The organism is Terrisporobacter sp. (assembly GCF_017888745.1).
Lineage (GTDB): Bacteria > Bacillota > Clostridia > Peptostreptococcales > Peptostreptococcaceae > Terrisporobacter.
On the sequence record NZ_JAGHFM010000081.1, the window covers coordinates 1 to 25,247 of the forward strand.

20 protein-coding genes and 1 pseudogene are annotated in these 25,247 nt (G+C 25.9%); 8 read left to right on the forward strand and 13 right to left on the reverse strand.

Features of this window, described 5'->3' with window-relative positions:
• Nucleotides 1–48: 48 nt before the first annotated feature.
• The 7 genes and pseudogenes from J7G74_RS04105 to J7G74_RS04135 all read left to right on the forward strand — a co-directional run.
• Nucleotides 49–378 (forward strand): annotated as a pseudogene (locus tag J7G74_RS04105) (toprim domain-containing protein); the annotation flags it as partial.
• 287 nt (nt 379–665) lie between these two features.
• Nucleotides 666–1,925 carry a tyrosine-type recombinase/integrase gene (locus J7G74_RS04110; protein WP_297132292.1) on the forward strand — a complete coding sequence of 420 codons (1,260 nt, stop codon included), beginning with the start codon at nt 666–668 and terminating at the stop codon, nt 1,923–1,925.
• Between the two features lie 36 nt (nt 1,926–1,961).
• Nucleotides 1,962–4,436, forward strand: coding sequence for a tyrosine-type recombinase/integrase (locus J7G74_RS04115; protein WP_297132259.1), 2,475 nt, complete (start codon nt 1,962–1,964; stop codon nt 4,434–4,436).
• 1 nt (nt 4,437) lies between these two features.
• Nucleotides 4,438–4,587, forward strand: a complete 150-nt coding sequence (locus J7G74_RS04120) for a hypothetical protein (RefSeq protein ID WP_297132261.1) — start codon at nt 4,438–4,440, stop codon at nt 4,585–4,587.
• Between the two features lie 167 nt (nt 4,588–4,754).
• Complete coding sequence (locus J7G74_RS04125; protein WP_297132262.1) at nt 4,755–6,380, forward strand: hypothetical protein; 1,626 nt, start codon at nt 4,755–4,757, stop codon at nt 6,378–6,380.
• A 116-nt stretch (nt 6,381–6,496) separates the two neighbouring features.
• Complete coding sequence (locus J7G74_RS04130; protein WP_297132264.1) at nt 6,497–7,081, forward strand: hypothetical protein; 585 nt, start codon at nt 6,497–6,499, stop codon at nt 7,079–7,081.
• Nucleotides 7,082–7,103: 22 nt separating this feature from the next.
• Nucleotides 7,104–9,320: a type IA DNA topoisomerase gene (locus J7G74_RS04135; protein WP_297132266.1), complete on the forward strand. Its 2,217-nt coding sequence runs from the start codon at nt 7,104–7,106 to the stop codon at nt 9,318–9,320.
• 214 nt (nt 9,321–9,534) lie between these two features.
• Here the strand turns inward: J7G74_RS04135 and J7G74_RS04140 are convergent, their stop codons facing one another.
• The 9 genes from J7G74_RS04140 to J7G74_RS04180 all read right to left on the reverse strand — a co-directional run bounded on the left by J7G74_RS04140 (nt 9,535) and on the right by J7G74_RS04180 (nt 20,115).
• Nucleotides 9,535–10,761 carry a restriction endonuclease subunit S gene (locus J7G74_RS04140; protein ID WP_297132268.1) on the reverse strand — a complete coding sequence of 409 codons (1,227 nt, stop codon included), beginning with the start codon at nt 10,759–10,761 and terminating at the stop codon, nt 9,535–9,537.
• Nucleotides 10,762–10,776: 15 nt separating this feature from the next.
• Complete coding sequence (locus tag J7G74_RS04145; protein ID WP_297132270.1) at nt 10,777–12,318, reverse strand: type I restriction-modification system subunit M; 1,542 nt, start codon at nt 12,316–12,318, stop codon at nt 10,777–10,779.
• A 75-nt stretch (nt 12,319–12,393) separates the two neighbouring features.
• The gene (locus tag J7G74_RS04150; RefSeq protein WP_297132272.1) at nt 12,394–13,410 is read right to left on the reverse strand and encodes a hypothetical protein; all 1,017 of its coding nucleotides are present in this window, start codon (nt 13,408–13,410) and stop codon (nt 12,394–12,396) included.
• 23 nt (nt 13,411–13,433) lie between these two features.
• Nucleotides 13,434–14,021 (reverse strand): restriction endonuclease subunit S, encoded by a 588-nt coding sequence (locus tag J7G74_RS04155; protein ID WP_297132274.1) that lies wholly within the window; start codon nt 14,019–14,021, stop codon nt 13,434–13,436.
• A 312-nt stretch (nt 14,022–14,333) separates the two neighbouring features.
• On the reverse strand, nt 14,334–16,922 hold the full coding sequence (locus tag J7G74_RS04160; RefSeq protein ID WP_330616387.1) for a type I restriction endonuclease subunit R: 2,589 nt from the start codon (nt 16,920–16,922) through the stop codon (nt 14,334–14,336).
• 174 nt (nt 16,923–17,096) lie between these two features.
• Complete coding sequence (locus J7G74_RS04165; protein ID WP_297132276.1) at nt 17,097–17,417, reverse strand: nucleotidyltransferase domain-containing protein; 321 nt, start codon at nt 17,415–17,417, stop codon at nt 17,097–17,099.
• A 1-nt stretch (nt 17,418) separates the two neighbouring features.
• Nucleotides 17,419–17,820 carry a nucleotidyltransferase substrate binding protein gene (locus J7G74_RS04170; protein WP_297132278.1) on the reverse strand — a complete coding sequence of 134 codons (402 nt, stop codon included), beginning with the start codon at nt 17,818–17,820 and terminating at the stop codon, nt 17,419–17,421.
• A 426-nt stretch (nt 17,821–18,246) separates the two neighbouring features.
• On the reverse strand, nt 18,247–18,429 hold the full coding sequence (locus tag J7G74_RS04175; protein WP_297132280.1) for a hypothetical protein: 183 nt from the start codon (nt 18,427–18,429) through the stop codon (nt 18,247–18,249).
• A 45-nt stretch (nt 18,430–18,474) separates the two neighbouring features.
• Nucleotides 18,475–20,115 carry an ATP-binding protein gene (locus J7G74_RS04180; RefSeq protein WP_297132282.1) on the reverse strand — a complete coding sequence of 547 codons (1,641 nt, stop codon included), beginning with the start codon at nt 20,113–20,115 and terminating at the stop codon, nt 18,475–18,477.
• A 111-nt stretch (nt 20,116–20,226) separates the two neighbouring features.
• Between J7G74_RS04180 and J7G74_RS04185 the strand changes: the two genes are divergently transcribed.
• A complete protein-coding gene (locus tag J7G74_RS04185) occupies nt 20,227–20,454 on the forward strand; it encodes an XRE family transcriptional regulator (protein ID WP_297132283.1) in 228 nt (75 codons plus the stop codon).
• Between the two features lie 624 nt (nt 20,455–21,078).
• Here J7G74_RS04185 and J7G74_RS04190 read toward each other — a convergent pair.
• Genes J7G74_RS04190 through J7G74_RS04205 form a run of 4 tightly spaced genes read right to left on the reverse strand, consistent with a single transcriptional unit; the run spans nt 21,079 to nt 24,815 of the window.
• Nucleotides 21,079–23,010, reverse strand: coding sequence for an AAA family ATPase (locus J7G74_RS04190; RefSeq protein ID WP_297132284.1), 1,932 nt, complete (start codon nt 23,008–23,010; stop codon nt 21,079–21,081).
• Nucleotides 22,998–23,519, reverse strand: a complete 522-nt coding sequence (locus J7G74_RS04195) for a hypothetical protein (protein WP_297132286.1) — start codon at nt 23,517–23,519, stop codon at nt 22,998–23,000. Before J7G74_RS04195 ends, J7G74_RS04190 begins: the two co-directional genes overlap by 13 nt.
• 13 nt (nt 23,520–23,532) lie before the next feature.
• A complete protein-coding gene (locus tag J7G74_RS04200) occupies nt 23,533–23,829 on the reverse strand; it encodes a hypothetical protein (protein WP_297132288.1) in 297 nt (98 codons plus the stop codon).
• The gene (locus J7G74_RS04205; protein ID WP_297132290.1) at nt 23,820–24,815 is read right to left on the reverse strand and encodes a hypothetical protein; all 996 of its coding nucleotides are present in this window, start codon (nt 24,813–24,815) and stop codon (nt 23,820–23,822) included. The genes J7G74_RS04200 and J7G74_RS04205 overlap by 10 nt, the downstream gene beginning before the upstream one ends.
• Nucleotides 24,816–25,247: the final 432 nt, after the last annotated feature.

Here is a 25,247-nt window from a genome sequence, read left to right on the forward strand (position 1 = left end):
GTTTTATTATCTATGATAATATTAAAAATGTTCAAAGGGAGGTATGAAATGAAACTTATTTTAGCAGAGAAGCCATCTGTAGCTAAAACTATCGCATCCTTTTTAGGAGCAAATGTTAGATGTAATGGCTATTTCGAAGGAAATGGTTATATTATAACTTATGCATTTGGACATTTAGTATCTTTATATGATATGAAAGATTATGACAAAGATAGATATTCTGGCTCATGGAAGATGGAGAATTTTCCTTTTATTCCACAAGATAAATTTAAATTTAAGGTTGAAGATTCTAAAAAAAATCAATTTGATGTAATTAATACATTATTACATAGAGATGATATTGAATATATAATAAATGCAACAGATAACGATAGAGAAGATATACTTACTTAATAGTATGTGTAAATATACATATATATTAATATGACTATATTATTTTTTTATATATTTAAAATCATATACTCTCTTGTATTATCGTGTAATAATTGACTATAATATAATTATCTAATACAAGGAGGTGTTACGATATAAAACTAATCAAAGAAGCAAACTCTATATTTGGTACTTCTTATGAGGTTTACTTAAATAGTACCCTACTTAAAACTATAGACTTTCTTAGAGTTAACAAAGAGCATAATAACTTCGATTATTTATTTTTGATAGATATGAATGGAAATGTTATAGATGATATTTACAACTACTTAAATTTTGAATGTAAATATAACTCTATAAATTCAAGAGAACAAACACTAACTTTTTTAAAACTACTCTATACATTTAAAGAGATAATTGGTAAACCATTCGAATTGTTTACAAGAAAAGATATACAGTTGTTTAGTAGCTTTATCCAGGGGCAAAGTATAGAAGGAAACTATATAACCCTTCAACTAACTACTAAAAGAGCAAATTCTACTCATGATCAATACTTTAATATAATGAGGTCTTATTTTAAGTTTCTTGGAATAATGAATGAAGCGCTCTTTGAGAAAAAAGCTGTAAGCACTGTTAAAGATGGATATGGAATGATGGCTCATGCCCAAAAAAAGGTAGTAACAAAGTATACAACTAATAAATCTCGGCATTCATCTTTTACAGTACTCGCTCCCAAGCATATTAAACTATCTGAGTATCATAAAATAATAGATTTTATAGAAAATCAGGATAAATCAAAACTATTAAAATTAAGAAATCGAATAATAATCGAATTAATGTATGGATCTGGATTAAGGATAGGTGAAGTTTTAGGACTGACGCTAGAGGACTTAGTGATACATCCAGATAACAAAGATTTTTATAAAGTTTTCATAAGGAATAGATTAACTGATAAAGAGTATCAAAAAGCAAAAACGTGCTATAAAGTTAGTCACAAAGACGATTATACATCTCCAGAATATAATAAAAAAGATACAGGGTATCAAACTATAACTGTTACAAAACATGTTAAGGACATGATTGATAGGTATATAAGACTTTCAACAAACATAATGAAAGTTTCAGATGTAGTTTTAAATAATAGAGAAAATTTTGCAACATCAGATTGCGTAACAAAAGAAAGAAAAACACCAAATAAATACTTATTCTTAAATAAAAATGGTACTCCACTTAGTACATCTGGTTGGAATAAAGAATTGAAGTTTATATTTAAAAGTGTTGGTATCTCTTGTGACTCAGGGAAAAAAAGGCAAAATTTAAATCATAGGTTTAGACATGGTTTTGCCATGTTATTGATACAAAATGGCTATCCTATCGACGAAGTTCGTAGTCGTTTAAGACATGCTAATATAACATCTACTGTAATTTATACTAAACCAACTGAAGATGATACATTAAAAAATACAATAGAAATTGATAAATTAAGATTTAAAAATACCTCTATGAGTTCAACACAACGTTTGGAAGGTATAACAAGGTTGATGACTAGGTAGTTTCTACAATTTTAATTATGGAGGGATTTTGATATAATGCAGCATTTAAAAATTAAAGAAAAATATACCCAGATATCATCAGAAATTTCAGAATTAATAAATGAAAATATTGAAGATGAAGATTTAAAATCAGTATTAATTGATTTTTTATATAAAAGAATTTCAGATATAGATATATCATGGATTGATACAGATTCTTCCCGTTATTTACTATATGTAGATGCTTATGCACTTACACAAGTAGTCTCTTCGATGACTTTAATCAATAAAATCAATGATTTAAATTGGGACTTTTTCTGTTATATATTTAATAATCAAGAATTATGCTTGGAGTTAGGAACTAACTTAACTGATAAACCTACATATACATTTATATCTAACATACTTAAATATATAAAAAATACAAGCGGTAATACTGCTTTTAACAGATTCTATTATTACTTATATACATTTTATAGATATGTATATGATTTAAATAAGTACAACAACCTAGATAATATAAAAGAAATTGGAAATTATTACAATATATTTGTGGCAGATATTATTAATTCACTTGCATCTTTAAGGGTAATAACAGAATCTAATAAAGATTTTCTTAAAAAATATATCTATTCCGTATACCCTATTGGATCTAGATATGACGATATAATTCTATGGTCTATACCTATGACAGCAAAAAGAATGACTCAAGGGCTGGAACGAACTTTTAATCTAGTAAATTCTAATGACTTTATAAAAGCTGTTTTTGATGCTTTTATAAATGATTTCAATAGGATAGAGGATTATATAAAGCCACTTAAATTATTTATACATTTATTTAATGAAAGTTGTAATAGTAAAATCCCTTGTTCATTAATAGAGTTTGATGATGATTTGTTTGAAATACAATTTAATTACTTTAACAATTTGGCCCCTATATACGCTGATGATATAAAAAGTAAAAAACTTAACCTCACAAAGATATTATTGTATTTTTATAGATTTGTAGTTAATTTATCAATTAAATCAGATGCACCTATAGGAGTATCTAAGCAATTACAAAATGCTTTTCAAGAGAAAAACTTTATTTCTTATTATAAACAAGGATATAAGTTTATGTATCATAATAAACTTGAAGATTATCCTCCATATGATAAAGTGTGCTTACTTCCTTCTATTCAAAGTATGAATAACGCACATACAGCAAATAGTCGTGCGTTATATTATGACACTTCTGAATTCAACGATAAATATAAAGAAGATATTAAAAATTTCATTTGGAATAATGATGGCTACTTACCTTCAATAATATCTGGTTTATCTATAATAAAGTACTTTTTGAAAGCAAAGGAGGTATTTGATTCAGATATTTTAGATTTAAATGAATCATCTAAGGATTGTGAGTTTAGTTCACCATTTTTAACTTACTATAGAAGTATAATTGAGTTAGACTACCCTAATACTGGAAGTCAAAAGTCTATTTTTAAACAAATTAGGAAGTATCTCAAATTTTATAGTGATAAATACAACGTTAAAAAAACACATTTAGATATTCTTAACTTAACAAAATTAGATAACAAGAGAGATATAGTGACCATAACAGATAATGATATAGATATTCTTTACAATAAATTTAAAGAATTAGAAAAATGTAATATAACAAGATTACAAACTTTAGTATTTGAAATATTTATGCGTACTAATTTAAGGATAGGATCTATACTTAACCTAACTAGAGACTGTCTTAAATATAACAATGATGAAACTATATCGTTAAAATATTTATCAAAAACATCTAAGAATGAATATATAATTCAAAAGATCGATCCTTATATAGCTGAACTTATAGAAGAAGTATTGAATTTAACTAAGTCTTTTATATCTAATGCAAATCCAAGTGATAATCTAAATCAATATATATTTGTTCACGAAAGTCTTAACTATAGACGATATTCATTAATACGATTAAATTTTTATACGTATTTTAAACGTGTAGTTAGCTCAGTAAGTGAAAAATTAGATCGTTCAGACTACTCCCCTTATAATATAAGGCATACTTACATGACTAGTACATTTAAAAATGGTGTTAAATTAGGCTTAAAAGTTAATGATTTGACTGCAATAACAGGAATAACATATAAGACTGCTAATTTCTATTATAGAAATATTGAAGATACTATTGAGTTATACGTCGAAGCAATGTCTAAGGTACAATTTAATGATGTAGACATAAATGGAGAAATACTGTATAGAGAGGATGAAAGTACAGCAAAAACTTTACCTGTAAAAGATGATTTAGGTGAATGTAAATCATCCAACTGTATCCTTGGAAGTGGTGAGTGTCTAGCATGTGATAGTTTTGTAACTTTCATAAATAGAATACCTCGATTCCAAGATGCTATTATTGATTGTGATAAGAAAATACAAAGCACTGATAATCCACTAAAAAAAGAACTTTATACAAGTCAAAAGAAATTACTAGCAGCGTATCTTTCTAAGATGATGAAATTAAGTGAAAGAAGGAATAGTTAATATGGCAGCAGAAAAACAACTACACAACTTAGAATTTGTAAAGAATATAATGATATCAAAAAAAATTTCAATCATACTCAAAGCGAAAATTTTAGAATATCTGATTCATCAAATTTTTTCAATGACGATATTTGGGATTTTAATTACTTAAATAAAAATGATCGTGCCAAACGTTTATATAGATTCAACTTTGCAAGTATACCATCCCAATTTAAATTTATATCAAAGCATTTAATTATACAAGACATATTTGTTAAAAAAAATGGGTTTGGAAGTACAACAAATACATTTAGCATTACTGGTGATTTTTTTAGGCGAATGGATGAATTAAATATTAGCAGCCCCTTGATGCTAGATAAAAAATCATTAGAAACTTTTTTAGACAGTAAGAAAAAAACCGTATCTAGCAACAGATTAGAAACAATCTGTGTTCACGTAGTCAAGATATTTGATTTTTTAGAAGAAAGTACAAAGAATAATTATAGTGCTATAAAAGAAAAACTAACTACTCTAGCTAAAGAATCTAGAAATACATACAGAGATTCCTTTTCAGCAAGGAATGATTATATTCCTGATGTATTTTTAAATCAAACTGTATCTTTAGCTATAAAAGATATGAATGATGAAGATTTACATATCTCTAAAAGAATAATTGCTTGTTTAATAATAATTATTGCAGAAACAGGAATGAGAGCTGAAGAATTAACTTTATTAGAATCTGGAATGCTTGAGTCAATCTATGTAAAATCCATAGATAAATATGTTAATTATCTCAAATTTAAAACATTTAAAACAACCTCTTCTATGAGTGAGTACAAAGATACATACTGTTATTTAACAGAAAATGCTACTATAGCATATAAAACAGCCGAAAAATTAATGATCCAAGCAGTAGAGAAAAAAAGAACGATACACTCTGAGTTAAAATCAATAATTACTGCTGCTGGTAGAGAGGGCGAAATCCAAAAAGTCAAAGGTGGTAGATATTCGATTCCTAGTATGAGGAAAATTGTTGCAAGTATGTCAGAAGAAGAACTCCTGCAAGCTGAAAAAATCAGAAGAAAGTATATTTATGTAAATGGTGATACAGGAAGGCAAAAAAGAAGTAATTGTGTTTTTAGAAATGACCTTATAGACTTCTACGTTAGACATAAAGATGATATTGATTTAAGTAATTTAAAGCAAACTGAAATAGATGATTTAAATGAATTTAGATATACTAATGAATCTAAATTTGAAAGAGATTTTTCCACAGTACAACGTAAAAAAATATCATTCGAAGATATTAAGGATGAAGTTTATTATTATGTAAATCCTCATAGGTTTAGGGTTACAGTTTGCACAAAATTATTTACATCAAATGTTCATCTTGATTATATCGTTAAGCACATGAACCATCTTTCAGAAGACATGACCATCTATTATAGTAAGGCACATGAATTAAAAGATGACTTAAAAGAGTCATTAAATATACTTTCTCTCTTATCTAAAGATAGCAATGGATTAATTGAAACTGATCCAAATAAAGTTGCTAACGAGACATATAAAAAACTACTATCCGATTATGTATTAAAGGAAAGTATAGATAGGGTAAATTCTTTTTTAGAAGAAAATGATCTCAATATACTTACAGATATAGATATAATATTGAAAAGATTAAAAAGACTATCTGCTCCTGTTGCATCAGGTGACTTAGGAGTTTGTATAAATATTATTAGTCAAAATATATGTGAAAAAAGAGAAATCATTTATAACTCTTTAGATTTACAAGTTATATTACCCACTTACAAGGATATACACTACACTTATAACTTATATAAGGAAAGAGTTAAAATAGTCAATCACAATAAGGAAATAAGCCTTAAAAATAATATCTATGAAAATGAGTATAAGCGTGAACTTAATTCATTGAGTCATCTAGTAAACACTAGGTTTAAAAAATAATTAGAACTTCTCCAAGAAGACTTAAATAATTATGGTAGTGATTTTATCATGGAAAAATACCCTTACCTTGATAAGATTGTAAAAAATATATCAGATATAAATAAGGAGATTGAAAAATGGAACTAAAAAACCCTGAAAATAATGAGATTGAATTTGAGGTATCTGATGAAGTATTAAAAACAGTTATTGATGCAAAATTATCTTCTTTTGATATGGATACTTTAGATAAACTTGAAAGTAAAACAGTAAAAAGACTTCTAGAAGCAGAATTTTTTATCCAATACTCTAATGAACGTATATCTCAAAGTATAGAAGAAATAAAAAATAACATTATTTCAAAGAGTAATTTAGATAAATCAAGCATCATTACATGTTCTAGAAAAACTTTTTATAATGATAAAGTACTAAAAGAATATATCGAAAAATGTATAGAAAATAAACCAGATTATTTTAATTCTAAGGTTTTAAAAGATACTCAAGAGAACTATAATAAATTATTAGATCTTTATGATAAACTGTATGTAAAGATAATTGATACACAAAATCTAAAAGCAAAAATAAAAGAATTAGAAAAAGAAATTACAGATATATATGAAGAAAAAAATAATCTAATTCAATGCATACATGATAAAGATAAAGAGATTTATGAATTAAAAAGAAAATTAAATATTAATAAGGTAATACAATTTAAATCGCAATAAAACAACAAAGGAGGTTGATTTCATGAAAGTAATTATTGCAGAAAAACCTTCTGTAGCTAAAAATATAGCGGAGGCACTTAATATAAAAAACAGAAAAGATGGCTATTTTGTTGGCCCAGGTTATTATATAACATGGGCTTTCGGACATCTTGTTCAATTATATGACGCAAAGGATTATGACCCCAAAATGTCAACTTGGAGAATGGAGAACTTTCCTTTTATCCCAAGTAACTTTAAATACAAAGTAAAAAGTAGTTCCTCTGACAGGAATAAAGTTGATGACGGTTCATCTAAACAAATAAATATAATAAAGCACCTTATCTCAAAAGATGATGTAGATATGGTTATCTCAGCCTGTGACCGAGACAGAGAGGGCGAGCTAATTTCTTGGCTTCTGATTCAGTTTCTTCAGGTAAAAAAGCCAGTTTACAGGCTTTTATTAAATGAATGGACACCAGAGGAAGTATTGAAAGGATTGGAAGAAATTATACCTATAGTTGAAATGAAACCTCTAAGAGATGCTGGTATTAGTAGACAATGGGCTGATTGGGTTATAGGTATAAATCTTACTTCTGTTGCTACTTTGAAGTATCAAAAAGGTAGTGGACAACCATTGAACATTGGTAGAGTTCTTTTACCTACATTAAAAATAATATATGATCGTTGTAAGGAAATTGAAAACTTTAAGCCTAATGACTACTTCAAGTTATCCGCTGTTTTTGAAACTATTTCTGGTGATGAATATTTAGGAACTTATATCATAGAAGATTCTGATACAAAGGATAAATTTTATAATAAATCTGAGTTAGAAAACATCCTAAATAAAATACAAGATAAAGATGCAACTATTATAGGCAAAGAAGTTGATTTAAAGAAAGAGAATCCTCCATTTTTATTTAACCTTTCAAACCTTCAAGGACATATTACAAGTAAATATAATGGTTGGTCATCAGATAAGGTTCTTAAGGTCTGCCAGAGCTTGTACGAGAAGAAGTTTATAACCTATCCTCGTACAGCTAGTATTGTGCTAGAGGAAAGTTTAGTAGATAAAACTCAAAAGGTTTTAAATACACTGAAAACAGGACTTCCATATGAACCTGAAATAAAGTTTAAAAAAACAAAAAGAATATTTGATAATTCTAAAGTTGATAGCCATAGTGCAATAACTCCTACGTATATCATTCCAAAGGGACTTAGATCTGATGAGCAAATTGTTTATGATGCCATAAAAAATAGATTTATAATGCAATTTATGCCTTCAAGTGAATACGAGGAAACTAAGCTTACAACAAAAATAAATAATGTAGAATTGGATGGTCTATTTATTTCTAGAGGCAAAATCCAAAAAGTTGAAGGTTGGAAAAAAGTTGAAAAAGTAAATAATAAAGACACATTTCTGCCTAACGTATCTATCAATGATATAGTTAATGTTAATAAATGCGAAGTAACTACTCACACTACTACTCCACCAAAGTTGCATACTGAAAAAACATTACTTCGTGTTATGGAGACTTGTGGAAGAAAAGTTGATGATGAAGAAATAGTTTTAAATGGATTTAGTATAGGTACTCCTGCAACTAGAGCTGAAACTATTAAAAAATTAAAAACTGTAGGATATATACAGTCAAAAGGTAAATCGCTAACTTCTACTGATTTAGGTAATAAATTGGTAGAAACATTCCCTATAAAGGAGTTATTCGACCTTGAGTACACAGGAAAGCTTGAAAAGAATCTATATGATATAGAAAAGTCTAAGATAGATAAAAATACTTTTCTAAGTATGATATTTGACTTTACCAAAGCATCTGTTAATGCAATAAAAGATGATAATGATGTTGTCATAAATCTACTACCTAGTAAATTTGATGATAAACCTTTAGAAATCTTAGGTAATTGCCCTCTTTGTAATAGCCCTATCATAGAAGGAAAAAAAGGCTTTGGGTGTAGTAACTGGAAAAGTGGATGTAAATTTGTTATATGGAAAGAAGATAATTATTTAAAAGCATTCGGAAAGAAACCTACTAAAACTATGGTTAAAAAACTTTTAAAAGATGGTATCGTTGAAGTTAAGGGATTAAAAAGTAAAAACGGAAATAAATTTGATGCTTTATTTAGATATGAAAAAAATCCAGATAATGACTATTTTAGTTGGAAATTAGAATTTTGTAACAATAAAATTACTAACAACACAACTAATGCATCAACTAATACTAAATCAAAAACAGTCCCTACTAATTAATATTTATAATAAAAAAATAAGATATATCTAATATTACTAAGTAATATTAGATATATCTTAGAATTTTAAACAAGTTAAGTTATTTATATACTTTTAATTTAAAAAAATTCTCTTTTATTTTTCATACACTCCCCCTTAATATTTCCTAAGTCAAATTTCTATCAAATAATATCATAGATATTTTGTTTGTAAAGTTAATTTTGATTATTTTTTATTATACAAACATCTGTTGTAATAGCCCTTTTTTATATTCATTTAAAAAATCTAACTTTTCTTGCTCTTTATTAATTTTCTCATCTATATCAAATAAGAAATTTGCTATTTTATTCTGTTCTTCTAAACAAGGTATCAACTCTCTTATCTTTAGAAATTCGTCAGCATGGATACGATATTGTCCATACATTACACCTTGACGATAACTAATAACTTTATTTAGTACTCTAGGCGTTTGAATTAGCTCACTTATAAAATTACAAGAAACTTCTTTACTAATAATAAATATCTCGTAAACATCTGATATTACAGCTGTACCGTATTTATTTAATCCAATTGAACCTACATCAAGATTATTAGAACTGTATATAAAATCATTTAATTCTGTACGCTTATATAATTTTTCATCACTTTTAACAAGAAAACTTCTATCATATTTTTCTCCCTTAGGTTCAATTCCTCCTGTGGAAGTAAATGCCATAAGTGGAGCTTCTTGTGATGGGATTTGCTTTTCTATTCTAGAAGTTAAAATTTCTCTAAAGCTTTTTTCTTCCCACTCAGGATAGTCTCTCCCCTCATCATCCTTAAATCTTAACTCCCTGCTAAAAATCTTTTGCATCATACCCTTCTTATGATCTTTAAGAGCCTCAACCTTCTCACCTTGAAGAGAAATCTTATCATCAATTAAAGAAAAGAAAGAAGCAATTTTTTCTTGTTCTTCTTTTGAAGGAGCTAAAAACTTATATTCTGATAAATTAGCTTTTGATATACCTAATACTTTAGCACCATTACCTCTAGTATACATAAACTTCAAATATTCTTTATTTAAACTGTGATTTAAGAAAAACTCACTACTTAGAGTTTCATTGGGTCTGAAACACATAGTATGAAGTCCAGAAAGTACGTTACCTTCTATACTTCTTACAACTGCAACCTTTCCTAGATATTTTCTATCTTCAGATGCATCTGCAAATATAATATCTTTTTCTTTTATGAGTTCATAATTATCATCACTTGGGATATCTATGCTTGGTATTAATTTATCTTTGCTTATAATTCCGTTGTAGTTCATATGTATATCTCCATAATGTATGTGTTTATAATCTCCTTTGCCTTCTACACTCCTTGAGAATGAATATGTCTTTTTAAACTCTCCAAGTTCACCTAATCTAATACTCTCCCATTCACCACTAAACTCCTTAAATCTAAGCTTCGGTATCTTACTCATATCATCCACCTCCCCTTACAATCCAAGTTCTTTCAAATAAACTTCCAACTGCTCATCAATACTAGCAATCTCTTTATCAATATTAGCAATCCTCTCACTGACAGCAGCCAAATCTATAGGTTCTTCTTCCTCAAAAGTATCTACATATCTAGGAATATTTAAGTTATAATCATTTTCCCTTACTTCATCCATAGAAGCCACATAACTATACTTATCAATAGTTTCCCTCTTAACATAAGTATCCACAATCTTTTCAACATGAGCATCAGTTAAGTTATTTTGATTCTTACCTTTTTCAAACTCATTAGAAGCATCTATAAATAAAATATCACTGTTTTCTCTACACTTCTTAAACACTAATATAACTGTAGGTATACTTGTCCCAAAGAATATATTAGCAGGAAGGCCTATAACAGCATCTAGAACGTTTCTTTCTTCTATTAGATACTTCCTTATTACGCCTTCTGCTGCACCTCTAAAAAGTACACCATGAGGAAGTACTACTGCCATTGTTCCTTTATCATCTAATTGGTGTATCATATGTTGAACAAATGCAAAGTCTGCCTTTGACTTTGGAGCTAGTTTTCCATAAGCACTAAATCTTTCATCATCTAAAAACTTAGAATCAGCACTCCAGTTAGCCGAGTATGGTGGATTTGCAACTATTGCTTCAAATTTCATTCCTATATGTTCTGGATTTTCTAATGTATCATCATTTTTTATATCAAAGTTTGTATAATCGATATCATGAAGTAACATATTCATACGAGCTAAATTGTAAGTTGTTGATGTAAGCTCTTGCCCGTAAAACTTTCTAACTTTAGCTTCTTTTGCTACACGAAGTAATAGTGATCCTGAACCACATGTTGGATCATAAACATCCTTTAAGTCAGTCTTTCCAACTGTTACAATCTTAGCTAGTATTTTACTAACTTGTTGAGGTGTATAGAACTCACCTGCTTTTTTACCTGCATTTGCAGCAAATTGAGATATTAAATATTCATAGGCATCTCCAAGTACATCTATTTCAGAATCCTCATGTACAAAGTCTATTTCTGCTATGTTACCCATTACTTTAGCTATAAGTTTTGAACGACTTTTTACATCTTTTCCTAACTTTGTAGAAGTAAGGTCCATATCATCAAATAAATGGTCAAAGTCTTCTTGGCTATCTGCTCCAAGTGTAGACTCTGTTATATCATTTATTGCACCTTGTAGCATTTCTATATCAAATTTTCCTTCTTCTATTGCTTTAAGTAATGTAGAAAATAAAAATTCTGGCTCTATAAAATATCCTAATTGTGCTAAAAACTCTTCTTTTAATGCTTCTCTATATTCTTCATCAGCCCAAGCTTCTGTATAACTTATCTCATCTTCTGATAATAAGTCTTTCGCTCTATTTTCTACTTTTTCACTAAGATATCTATAAAATATTAATCCAAGGATATAGTTTTTGAATTCATTGGCTTCCATATTTCCTCTTAAATCATTTGCTATAGCCCATAATCTTGTGTGTAATTCTCTTTGTTGTTCTTGTTGTTTTTCATTTGTTTGCATTTTATTTCTCCTTAATTTTATCTTAATGTTTTTGAAAATAATAAATTACTATATTTAATTTTTTATTAATACACTCTATAATAATTCATATAGTTTAGAAGTTCTTAACCTTGTATTTATATATCTATTTCGGTCATTATCTAATTTAATATTAAGTTGCTCTCTACAATTCATACATGTTTCTATACTAAATGTAGTTAAATTTATTATTTCTAATATATCCATTCCTGCTTCAATATGGTTCATTATGACATATTTAGATAGCCTTTCACCCTCTGATGTTCCAATGACATTATTCATAACCTTATACACAGTGCTACTTAAATTACTTTTAGGGATTGAATCTCCATACGGTTTGATGAATAACGGCTTGTCATCATAATCAGGTACATTATTAAAAGCTAATATCTCTTTTCTTATCTTAAAATACTTCTTCATATCATATGAAAGACCATCTGGTAGATTAATCCAATTTCCGTTTATTTTTATTTTATTTAAATCATAATCATAGTCTCTTTTATTTATAGTCAAAATTACCTTATTCTTAATTCCTGTAAACATTACTAATTTTATCATTACTGCAGATAAAAAGTAACTCGTTTTACTTTTATGTCTATTAGTATCCTTTGAATAACTATATTCATCATAATTTTTTATTGCTAAATCACATTCTTTTAAGAGATCATTAAATTCTTTTTCACTTATAGCTTCTTTCATTTCAGTTGTATTTAGCTCTAATTGTATTATTTTCTCTCGTATCATATTATCTAAATTTAATGTTTCTTTGCTACTATCAAATGTAGAGTTATTTATACTATAATTGTTAGATAAAAATATAAAGAAACTTTTCAAAGCTGTTATATAATTGTCTACTGTTGACTTATACTTTATACCATAATTATGGACATAAAACTGTATACTATCTAATATTTTATCTGTGCCTATACTACTTAAAATTTCCCTAAAATTTTTTTCATTTACTCCACATTCTTTTTCTAAGTATTCTATAAATACCTCATTTTTTCTACTATAATTAGCCCTTGATTCCTCTCTAGTGTAGTAAGCAAATTCTTCTTTTAGCTTTGTTAACATACATAATACCTCCATATTAAATCTTATTTATTTTTATTTAATGCTTTAATCATTAATTGTTTATATAAATCTTTTTCTAAGATATTTTTTTCATACAATACTTTTTCTTTTCTACGTCTTAATTTATAGATTTCACCTAATTTTCTTTGTATCTCTATACTAGGTAAATCTATTTCTAACTCTCTAAGCATCTGTATTGATAAAGCCATTATTATCGATCCTTGTGTAGCTACTTGTAATTGCTTTTTTATGTTTGGATGTTCATTAAAATACCAAGTAAAATAATTTAAATCTATCTTTGATTCATCCAAATATATATAAGCAAAGTTTGAAGGTATTATTTTTCCTGCATGATGATTTTCTATTACATAAGATTTATGTACTGTTAATCCTATAACTACTATATTTTCTTTTGATAACAAGCTTTTATCAAAGGTTTCTTTGTTTACTGATACAGTTTTTTCTTCTGATTTTAAATCATAATTTCCCATTTCTATATTTAAATCTTGCATTGTAAATAAAGGTATTTCTTCTTGTTGTTGGTCTGGTTTAGCTGCAATTCTAGATATGGTTAATCCATGATTTACTTTTCCTAACTTTTCTAATTTCAATATTACATCCCTTTCGTTTTGCTATTTTTAAAAATAGCTATATATATTTTCTAATTTAAGAATAATAAAAATAACAGAAAAGGTCAAGGACTTTTTCTGCTATTTTTTAAAATAACAATTTTTATATTTTTTATTTTTATATATTGTATTTTGCCACGTGTTCATAGACAAAGTTTTTAACTTGCTCTACTTTTCTTTTTCTTTCTAAAAACTTTGGTTTTAGTTTTTCCTTTACTTCATTACTTATTTCTACTCGATTTATTATTCCTGAGTATTCATATTCTGCTACGGAATCATTTATAAAATCTGCATCTAAACCAATTCATCTGCGAAATAATTTATCTCTTGTACTCTTCTTTGTGCTTCAAATTTTGTATATTCATAGTCAACATCACTATTTTCATCAAGTGTTGGTACTACTTTTTGTAAAAATTCTTTTAGTAACTCAACTTTTAGTCTTAAATTCATATTGTCAGCTCTATCTAGTGTTGCAATTATATTTTTTATATCTTTATCTCTTTTTTCTTCAGTAGAAAAGTCAATATCTTTTATTAAATTCATTATATATCCCACATTGATTTTATCACTATGCATAAGTTCTATGCCAAAATCTATATCTAATAATATAGAAACTTTCTCACCTTGTTCTTTTTTCACCATTTCATATATTGTAAAATATTTACTTTTATAGTCTTGATATTGTTGTTGGCTTATTCCCAGTTCTTCTTTTCTAAATTCAAAATCTACAAAAGTTTCTAGTTTCACTAATATCTTTGAAAGCTCTCTAAAAGCTAATATAAACTTTTTCTTATCTTCTTCACTCTCCAGATTATCCACATCCTGTGGTGTTGGTACTAAATCTATTAGTCTATTAAGTTCACTATGCCATCTAGATAAGTAATACTCATAGTTTTCCATAAGAACTACATCTGTTGTATCTGTTTGTGAAAATAGTTTTAAAGCATCATCTGTATTTTTCTTTAAGTTTCTATAACAAACTATATTTCCATAAGGTTTAGTTGATTTTTCCACTCTATTAGTTCTGGAATATGCTTGTACTAAATCATGATATTTTAAGTTTTTATCAACATATAGTGTATTTAATGTTTTACTACCAAACCCAGTTAGGAACATATTTACAACTATTAGTATATCTATTTTTGCACTTTTTACTTTTTTAGATACATCTGAGAAATATCCTTGGAATGTATCTGTTGAATAATTACAATCAAACATTTTATTATAATCTGTAATTATTCTCTCCAATGAATCTCTAGAATGTTCATCTTTTCCTTCTAAATCTTCATTTGCTCCAAAACTAAATATTCCTGTTATTTTTAAATCATGATCTATATTTTTGAATGCATCATAATATTTCACAAGCATTGGTATACTTTGCACTGTAAATATTGCTGTATATTCTTTATTTCTAGTTTTTCCATTATGATGCTTCACGATATGATTTGCAATTAAGTTTATTCTTTTATCTGCCATAAATACTTCTTCTTTGTCTATTGCAGCTACTTTTGTATCATCACTTTCATCTATATCACCATCAAATGTTTTTATATATTCAACAGAAAATCCTAGCACATTTCCATCATTTATAGCATCTTTTATTAAATATGTATGTAAGCATTTTTCAAATAAATCTGCTGTAACTCTGCCCTCTTGACTTCTATTTTCAAAAAATCTAGGTGTTCCTGTAAATCCAAAGTACTGTGCATTTGTAAAGTGTTTGTTTATAGCTTTATGCATATCACCAAATTGTGATCTATGGCACTCATCTATTATAAATACTACTTTTTCATCTCTGTATTGATCCATTATTGTTGCATATCTATCATTCTTTATAGCATTTGCCATCTTTTGTATAGTTGTAACAATAAGTGGCTTATTTATATCTTTTATTTGTTTTACTAAAGTATCTGTTCTATCAGTTGTATCAACACTATCTGGCTCAAATTTATTGAACTCTGCTATAGTTTGAGAGTCTAAGTCTTTTCTATCTACTAAGAAAAATACCTTCTTTATATTCGGCTCTTTTGATAATATTTGACTTGCTTTAAAAGATGTTAAAGTCTTTCCCGAACCTGTTGTATGCCATATATATCCGTTGTTGTTAGTTTCAAAAGCACGAGTTACAAGTGCTTCTACTGCATATATTTGATATGGTCTCATAACCATTAATAATTTATCACTTTCATTAGTTATCATATATCTTGATATAATCTTTGATAAAAAACATTTTTCTAAGAAAACTTCTGTAAATTCTTTTAAGTTACTTATTCTATTATTATTTTCATCACTCCAGAAGAATGTATGACTAAATAAAATTTCTTTATCACTATTTGCAAAGTATTTTGTATCTACCCCATTACTTACCACAAATATTTGAATATATCTGTATAGTCCTTGGTATGAGTGCTTTTTATATCTATTTATTTGATTAAAAGCTTCTTTTAAATCAAGTCCTCTACGTTTTAATTCTATCTGTACCAGTGGTAGACCGTTTATAAGTATTGTCACATCATATCTGTTTGTATACTTTCCAACTACTGTAGTTTGGTTAGTTACTTGAAATCTATTTTTACACCAATTTTTAGTGTCAAAGAACTCTATATATACTTCGCTTCCATCTTCTCTTTCTAATATAAACTTATCTCTTAGAGCCATTGCACTTTGAAAAACACTTTTTCCTTCAACATATCTAAGTATTCTTTCAAATTCTTTGTCTGTAAATGGTTCATTGTTTAATTTAGATTTATTATGTTCAAATAGCTCTCTTCTAAAATTACCTTTAAGTTCATCTTCATTAGATATAGTTACTCTATTAAATCCTTGATTTACAAGTTGCTTAATTAGATTTTGTTCTAATTGCGCTTCACTTTGATACGACATTTTTATCCCCCATTATTATAATTTACTATAATCATTTTATCATTTAATTAAAATCATTTAAACATATTTAAATTACAAACCTTTAATAAATATCCTATATTAAAAATATCTTAACAATAGAAATATAATAAAAAAAGTAGGAGCATAGCTCCTACCCTTCTGGTTGGCAATATATTAAATTTGCGAATTTTCATTTTTTGTATAGATAACTTTACCTTCATTATTTATATGGTTAATTAGATTTTCATTAGTTATTTCGTTATATTGAATAATATCAAAAAAATATGGCAAAGGATAAATTTCATTTAAGCAATCTTCTATTTTATAAATAATGCTGCTATCCACATATTTGCCAATTATAGCCATATCCACATCTGAGCCTTTTTTATAATTACCCATTGCTCTACTTCCAAATATAATAGCTTTTTCAATTTCACTATGTTGCTTTAGAGCTTTATGTATATATTTTATATCTCTATCTAATAATCCAAACATATTATAATTCCTTTAATAATTTGTCATACATTTTTTCTAATTCTGGAAGGTAAGCATTTAGTATTTCATTTGTCATTTTATTTGCTAATTCTTCATCATAAGTATGAGTAGTTAGATTTCTATTTGCTAAAGCATCTATCCAAACATGTCCGTTATCTATTAGTCCTATTTGAAAAGCTTGTTTAACTGTTTCTCTTGGACTTTTTACCATATAACCTTCTGATTCAAGATAATCTTTTAGAACTTTCCATGCTAATTCAAATGTCATCTCAAAAAATTGTATTATTCCAGCTCTTTCAAGTTCTGTTGTTATTGGTTTATTAGAATATTTTTTTAATAATTTATATGATTTATCAAAGTTTTCAAATCTCTGTTTCCATCTTATTTCTTTTAAATTTTCCATATCACACCTCTTTTAAGTACTATACTAAAACTATTTATTATATTATACACTATATAAGGCAGGCTCTAAACATATTTATTCACAATATATAACAATTGTGCATTTACTCTTATTCTATCATTTTTAACACTTATTTAAAACATAGCCGTTTATATAAATATTGATTTTATAAATATCAAAATATGTTTTATGTTCTTTATTTTCAAGTTTGTATTATTATAAAATTAGTTAAGCATAAAATATTACAATCTGGTAGTAGCCTTCAAGGAAGATTTAGAAATTTTCCCATGCCATAAATCTGTAAGACTTGAATATCTATCTACACTATATCTCATACAATTATAAAAGCTACAAATAGTAATAACTTACATTATTATGCAATTTCTATTTTTTATATAATTTATTAGCTTAAATTAATACCATACATTATTTTAAATTTTTAGTCGTTTTACTTGATTGTCTTTCCATATTTGATAAAGCATCATAAAAATTATTTAACGATTGTAGCTTATTTTTATCGAGGTCTTTTCTATTTATATAATTATTTTTCTGTTTATTAATACTTTTTTTTAATTCATAAATTTCAGTACGTGAAAATAAATTAGTCATTTCTTTTTCTCCTTTAAAATATTAATGCATCTCCTTCAACGAGATTTAACATAATACTCTCTCTGATTCATTTATAATTTGCTTAATAATACTTTTTAACTCAATAACTTCTAATTCTTTTTCATCAAACATCAGGTATTTACGTTCTTTGCTATTCACAAATATACAACTTTTGTTATTCATTTTATATATATGATTTTCTTCAAGATTTACATTCCAACAAACTATATAATCCACTGTTTCTATAGGATGGTTATGATTTAGAAAATTTTTTAATTTTAATTCAATTTCAACCAATATATTTTCTCCTTTATTACTTAGACATACCATATCAGTAGAAGTCTTATTAGAATAGGATAAAATATATTTAATCATAGGTATATATTGCTTATAATCTAAATTAGATAGTATGGACGCAAAGATTAAAGCTGTTTCAAGCTCATTTTTAGGAACTTTAGCCATTCCTAATTCTTCTACTCCTAGCCTTTGACTTTTAATCACTTGTTTTATATTTTTTTTAGTTCTAAAATATTTTTCATTTAATTTTTTCAAATCTTCTTCTTTCTTTTTCATCATAAAATATTCTCTATTAGCTATTGGCTTTATTTCTTTATTAACTACTTGAGAAATCTGTTCCATAACCCACTTTACTCTTACATCATCTATATTAGATATATTATTTCTATCTGCGGTTAATTTAAAATTTTGTGAATTAGCCACTATGTGATAATGGTAATATTCATCAGTATCTAATAACTCGTCCATCTTCACACAAGGTATAAAATCTTTACATAAATATAAACCGAATCTGCTCTTATATTCCTTCTCTGTATTTAATGAACATATCTTTCTTTTTGCGTTCATACCACTTACAGTTCCATAAATTTGAACAGAAACATATTCTCCATTAATATTTGTTTCTCTAATATACGGCCCAAAAGTTCTTGCATAATCATCTGATGTATATAATGTATCTGTAAAATTATACCCTTTTATATTTTCATTAGGTTCTTCAAATTGATGTATACCTGATATTAACTCTGATTTTTCATTTATTCTATCCTCAATTATTATTTGAGGTACTATGTCTATATTATTAATTTGCTTTTTCACATTAACTTTATTTGCAAATATATTTCTAAAGCTACCTCCTATAGTAAACCATTGTATATAATCTTTTACTGACTCCAAATTAAAAAAGTTTTCTGGGCTATCAGCTTTATATGATGTAATAACAACTTTAGTACCTCTTTTTCCATCACTTTCAAATTTTTGAATAATATATTCAGGTATTATATTATTTTTTAGTTTTTCCCATGGTTCTAACATATCTGCAATATATAAATTACCTTCTTTATCATGTGTTTCTATATATATCTCTTCACTTTTATAAAATATTTTCGTTCCTACACCTTTTTCACCAATTTTATTAATTGATTTATCAGAAAAACCTAAATTAAAAAATTTATGTATACCATCTATATCCATTCCATCACCATTATCTTCAATGCTTATTGTTAATTGACCATTTAAATTTCTATCTATACAAATATTTATTTTATTTGCATTTGCATCATCTGAATTACTTATTGCCTCCCTAATTATTTCTAGAGGATTAGATATATTTGATGCAACCTCTCTAAAAATAGAAAAATCACTCACTGCAGGGATATATTTACCACTCATATTTCTCACCTCTTTGCAAAATTTACTTTTGATGAGTTTACCTCATCAATTAGTATTGGTAATTATTATAAAATACATTCATATTATTTTAAGTTAAAAGGAGCATTTAATATGGATAAGAGAAATTTAATTGGTGGTAATTTAAAGAAGTACCGACAACTTAATAATCTATCACAAAGGAATTTTATTATTAAATTAAGTTTACTAGGGCTTAATTTAGATCAGGCTTCTTTAGCTAGAATTGAAACTTACAAACGAGAAGTATATGATTATGAATTGTTATATTTTTCAAAAGTTCTTGACATTAAAATTGAGGACTTATATGAAGTATTATTATAATTTATATATTATATACTTCATGATTAATATGATATAAATTTTAATGTATATTAAATCCACTGCAAGTATTATCAATACTTAAAAATAGGTGTGCAATAATATTTTAAAATTATTACATACCTATTTAAATATGCATTTCCATCATCCGAGTTGCTTATTGCCCCTCTCAAAATTTCCAATGGATTTACTATATTTAATGCAACTTCTTCAAAAACCGAGCAATTTTTAACTCTAAGTGAAAATATTTCATTCATATATTTAAGAAAAAATGTGGACTTTCACAAGAACAATTTGTAGTAAAACTACATCTTATTATAGGATTATATTTAGACCGTACTGCTTTATCTAGAATTGAAAATTATAGTCGTGTAGTATATGATTCTGAAATACTTTATTTTTCTCAAGCTTAAAAAATAAATATTCTTAAATTATATAACGATATACACTTACAATAAATTTTGTTAAATAAAAATAATTATATTGTTTCACATATGGAGATATTAATAATTATAAATTATTTTTTCTATTAAAAAACTAGAAAAATAATTATATTATTATAAATATTCTTCTAGTTTTTATTTTAAAGTAATATTATCTATTTAATACACTTTTTATATAATATTTTTATTTTTTATTCTTACCTTTTATTTTAAGCAATTTATCCTCATCTTTCATAGTTAAAAGTATATTTTGTTTTAAACTTTCTGGATATATATTTATTCCTGTAGTTAGGATAATTTGAAACTTTACATCATTATTTTCTATATACTTATTTACTTCATTTAATTGTTCTAATATTATTTTTAGTCTGTCAATATCGATTCCTTCTTTATTAGGTGTATCAATCATTAAAAATCTAGGATAATTTGTATTATACTTTAAACTCATGATTAATAGTGTCAAAAAATACATTAATCGTTTTGGTACAGATGCACTTCTAGCTCTATATGACTTATCATTAACAATAGGCATATATATATCATTTATATATGCTTCATAACAATATTTATCTGCCCTTTTCATCAATTCATTATAAATTTCATTAAATTTAAATCGTTTTATATTAATATCTTTTTGAGCACTATTATGTTTATCATTTACATCTATTTTTAAATCTTCTAATTCCTTCCTTAAATTTGTCGAATTAGTTAGTAATTCCTCTTTCTTTAGTGCAAGTTCTCTATACTGCTCTAATGAACTAATTTCTTGCCTAATATCTTTTATTTTATCATCTATCTTTCTTACATATGCTGAGCCATAGGTAGAATTAGTATCTATTGCTAAATCATTAATATATTCCTTTAAATTTTCTACTTCATTTTTTAATATTAGAATTTCTTCTTTAGTTGAATCAAGTCTATCTTTCTTTTTCTCTAAAATTGAATTCAATGATTGTCTATATTTATTTTTCAAATGTATTATTTCTAAGTATTCTTCATTTGAATAAAAGAATTTTTCATATTCTTCTTCCTCAATGGTGTTACCACAAATACATTTATTCTCTTCTCTTTCTACAGTATTCAAACAATATGGACATGTATTAGGAGAAAATAAATTTAATTTTTTATTAACAAACCTTATTTTATTTATTTCTTCAATCTCTTTTTCAGTATTCTCTATCAAAACTATTATCTTATCAATAGATTCCTCTATAGATTTCTTTCTTTTATTTACCTCATATATTTGATCTTGCAAAATCAAAATTTTATTTTTATTTAACTCTATATCTTCTATATTTTCCCTTGGATTATTTATAGTTGTTCTTGCAATTTTTCTTTCTATTTCTAGATTTCTCAAATTATTTTCTTTAATTCTTATATTTTCATCTATGTAGTTTATATTTTCAAGTTCATCACTAGTAATTTCTCTTAATAATTCATTAAATGTTTTTATAGATGCAACACTATCATCATATTCCTTCATTTTTAATTTATATTTACCTAAAAGATAATAATATTCATTGTATACCTCCCCCATTAAAACTTCGAAAATTGCATTTCGAATTTGCAATGAGTCAGAAACAAAATTTTCATTTTGTGGATTTTTATAAATTTTATCAACCTCAGTTTTTTGATCATGATATATTAATCTCATTAAATCATTAAAACCTAATTTAAACTGTTTAGTTCCTTGAATTATATCAAATACTTCTATTCCTAATTTTTCTAATATCCAATCTGAAAATATAGTATCATTTGTATTATTTCCCCTATAAATTTGTGATTCTGTTACATTTTTATCACTATCAATTATGTAAATAATGTTTTTATTGAATGTTCTTATAAGTTCATATTCTTCACCGTTAATTTCAACATGTAACTCAACAAAATTATTCGTATCATTATAAATCTCAATGTGCTTACTATCACAAGTTTTATCTTTTTGATAAAATTCTAAGACTTTACCACCCAGTGCATAATATATAAGATCCATGAATGTACTTTTACCATGTTCATTATCTCCCTCAATAATAATTATTCCATCATTTATTACTGGAGATTCAAAAGTATAATTATCACCTTGATATATTACTTTTCTAATTGCTAAATATCCCATTTTGATACCTCTCTATTTCCAAAAACTTTTTCAATAAATGTATCATATTTAATACTCTTTATTTTATTAATATTTTGCCTTATTTCATTTATATGTTCTTTGTCTTCATTAAATATACTTGAACTTAAAACCTCATTTATTTCTTTATTATCAACAATACTAACATCTATACATGCATATTTATCATTTTTAAATAGAACTATTAATTGTCTTTTTTCTAGAAAAAACAACACTCTTTTTATAAGTGATTGTTGCATATTTGCATTATAGTATACAGTAAATAACCTTTCATCAATATGAAGTTTGCTAGACTTATTATGCTCTATAGATTCTCTAAACAATTTCATAGTAGAATCATCTTTTATAAATTCAATAATAAATGATAATTTTCTATAATCTATAAATTTAGATTTACCACGACCTAAAGCATCTAATATAAGCAGTATTTTTATTATTATAAAATAGTAGTCTTCATCTACTAAATACATCATTCTCTTCTTATTGTTCACGCTTTTCACCAACCTAATCTAATGCTATAAAGCATTCTTCAAACAAAATTAATATTGTTTTTCTAATCATATCTCTATCTCTATAAGGGATATTATAAGTTTTACCTTTATCTAAAATTAACATATAACATTTATCTGTCATTTCATCTATTATTCCTTCTATTTCTTGCTGAGTGAATTTTTCTAATTGTTTTGATTTTAATAAACGATTTATATACCTGTAACACTCTTTATATATTCTGTAATTATATGCCTTTACTTTTTTAGGTTCTGAGTGCTTTGTTTGTTCAAACTTACCATCTATAAGCATCTCCTGCAAATATATAATTTCATCTTCATCAAAATCATTACATACATCAAATATTTTTTTTCTAAATTTCTTATATCATCATTATTATTTACTTCATCCCATTTTTCATATATTGGATCTAATCCTTCATCATTATTTTGAACAGCTAGTTTATCTTTCAATTTAATGTCCCTCTGCCATTCTAAAAATAGTAATTTTATCTCTGCTACATGAACCATTTTGTCTAAAAAATTCTTTTTTAATGATTTATAATCTATCAATCCAATTAAGCATATAAATATATTGTCTACATATTTATGTTCTACATCTAATTTATCACATACATATCTAATATACATTTTTAAAGTGTTTGTTAATTCTTCTTCGTCTTCTTGTCCGAATTTCCACTCTATTAATCCAAAAAATTTTTTCCATTTTTCCTTGTCTATACTATTAATTAATTCTTCATAATAAGATATGTCAACAGCATTATCATTTTTATTAATATGTTTATTATGCTGCTGTATATAATATTCTTTAAAAACAGGAAGAATTACGGGAAACGCTTCATCATACTGTTTTTCTATTAATAAATTTATTATTGGTACGTCTGGCAAATCTATATCCAATTCTTTTAAAATACCTATCTTTTTTTCTTTACTTATTCCAGTATTTGTATAAAATATAAAAGATATATTTTCATCTTCCTCAACCTTTCTCCAGTTGTCAAAAAATATCCTTATTGAATTTTTTATTTCTTCACTATTTATAGAAAAAGGAGTACTATAATTTTTATTTTGTTCTGTTGTTATACTTGTTATTTCACTATCCATATCAATCTCAATAACATCATCAACATATTCTAGTGTACAATATACAGCTTTTTTATCTTCTAGAACTGCCTTTAATAAATATTTTGCAACTCTAAGTTTTTGTAAGTATAATCCTTTTATGCTAGCATCTGCATCTGTATTTATATTATTTTGAATAAGTGAATCTTTCTTCATTATTTTAAATCTCCCCACATTACTCTATATACTACTTCTAGTATACCATCTTATCTTTTTCAGATATACCATAAATTTACATTCAAATTCAATATTCTGCATCTAATATAGTTTCTTTAATTTATAAATTTAATAATATTAGTGTGTAAAAATATTTGCATTTTTCTACTTTTACATGACTATATTAAATTTAATTTATAGTGTATAAATTAAATCTTGTGTGTAAATAAGCTTTTTTTTTATAGGCTCAATAAATGTTGATATTTGAGCATATCTAATTACTTTTTATATTTACACATAAAATCAAGTAAGTATATGAGAAGGTGAATTAATCGCCTTTTTAATTTTTCTTATGGCAAAAAATAAAAAGCCTGTTAAGAGAATATTAGTAAATGAATGGACACCTCAAGATATAACTAAAGGACTTCAAAA

Excerpts from the sequence above, each read along its gene's own strand:
- J7G74_RS04185 (WP_297132283.1), top strand. The coding sequence starts at position 20,227 with ATGGATAAGAGAAATTTAATTGGTGGTAATTTAAAGAAGTACCGACAA.
- J7G74_RS04145 (WP_297132270.1), bottom strand. The coding sequence starts at position 12,318 with ATGCAAACAAATGAAAAACAACAAGAACAACAAAGAGAATTACACACA.
- J7G74_RS04200 (WP_297132288.1), bottom strand. The coding sequence starts at position 23,829 with ATGCTTATAGATGGTAAGTTTGAACAAACAAAGCACTCAGAACCTAAA.
- J7G74_RS04150 (WP_297132272.1), bottom strand. The coding sequence starts at position 13,410 with ATGTTAACAAAGCTAAAAGAAGAATTTGCTTACTACACTAGAGAGGAA.
- J7G74_RS04180 (WP_297132282.1), bottom strand. The coding sequence starts at position 20,115 with ATGAGTGGTAAATATATCCCTGCAGTGAGTGATTTTTCTATTTTTAGA.
- J7G74_RS04175 (WP_297132280.1), bottom strand. The coding sequence starts at position 18,429 with ATGACTAATTTATTTTCACGTACTGAAATTTATGAATTAAAAAAAAGT.
- J7G74_RS04135 (WP_297132266.1), top strand. The coding sequence starts at position 7,104 with ATGAAAGTAATTATTGCAGAAAAACCTTCTGTAGCTAAAAATATAGCG.
- J7G74_RS04120 (WP_297132261.1), top strand. The coding sequence starts at position 4,438 with ATGGCAGCAGAAAAACAACTACACAACTTAGAATTTGTAAAGAATATA.
- J7G74_RS04130 (WP_297132264.1), top strand. The coding sequence starts at position 6,497 with ATGGAACTAAAAAACCCTGAAAATAATGAGATTGAATTTGAGGTATCT.
- J7G74_RS04205 (WP_297132290.1), bottom strand. The coding sequence starts at position 24,815 with ATGAAGAAAGATTCACTTATTCAAAATAATATAAATACAGATGCAGAT.
- J7G74_RS04125 (WP_297132262.1), top strand. The coding sequence starts at position 4,755 with ATGGATGAATTAAATATTAGCAGCCCCTTGATGCTAGATAAAAAATCA.
- J7G74_RS04170 (WP_297132278.1), bottom strand. The coding sequence starts at position 17,820 with ATGGAAAATTTAAAAGAAATAAGATGGAAACAGAGATTTGAAAACTTT.
- J7G74_RS04165 (WP_297132276.1), bottom strand. The coding sequence starts at position 17,417 with ATGTTTGGATTATTAGATAGAGATATAAAATATATACATAAAGCTCTA.
- J7G74_RS04190 (WP_297132284.1), bottom strand. The coding sequence starts at position 23,010 with ATGGGATATTTAGCAATTAGAAAAGTAATATATCAAGGTGATAATTAT.
- J7G74_RS04160 (WP_330616387.1), bottom strand. The coding sequence starts at position 16,922 with ATGTCGTATCAAAGTGAAGCGCAATTAGAACAAAATCTAATTAAGCAA.
- J7G74_RS04110 (WP_297132292.1), top strand. The coding sequence starts at position 666 with ATGAATGGAAATGTTATAGATGATATTTACAACTACTTAAATTTTGAA.
- J7G74_RS04115 (WP_297132259.1), top strand. The coding sequence starts at position 1,962 with ATGCAGCATTTAAAAATTAAAGAAAAATATACCCAGATATCATCAGAA.
- J7G74_RS04140 (WP_297132268.1), bottom strand. The coding sequence starts at position 10,761 with ATGAGTAAGATACCGAAGCTTAGATTTAAGGAGTTTAGTGGTGAATGG.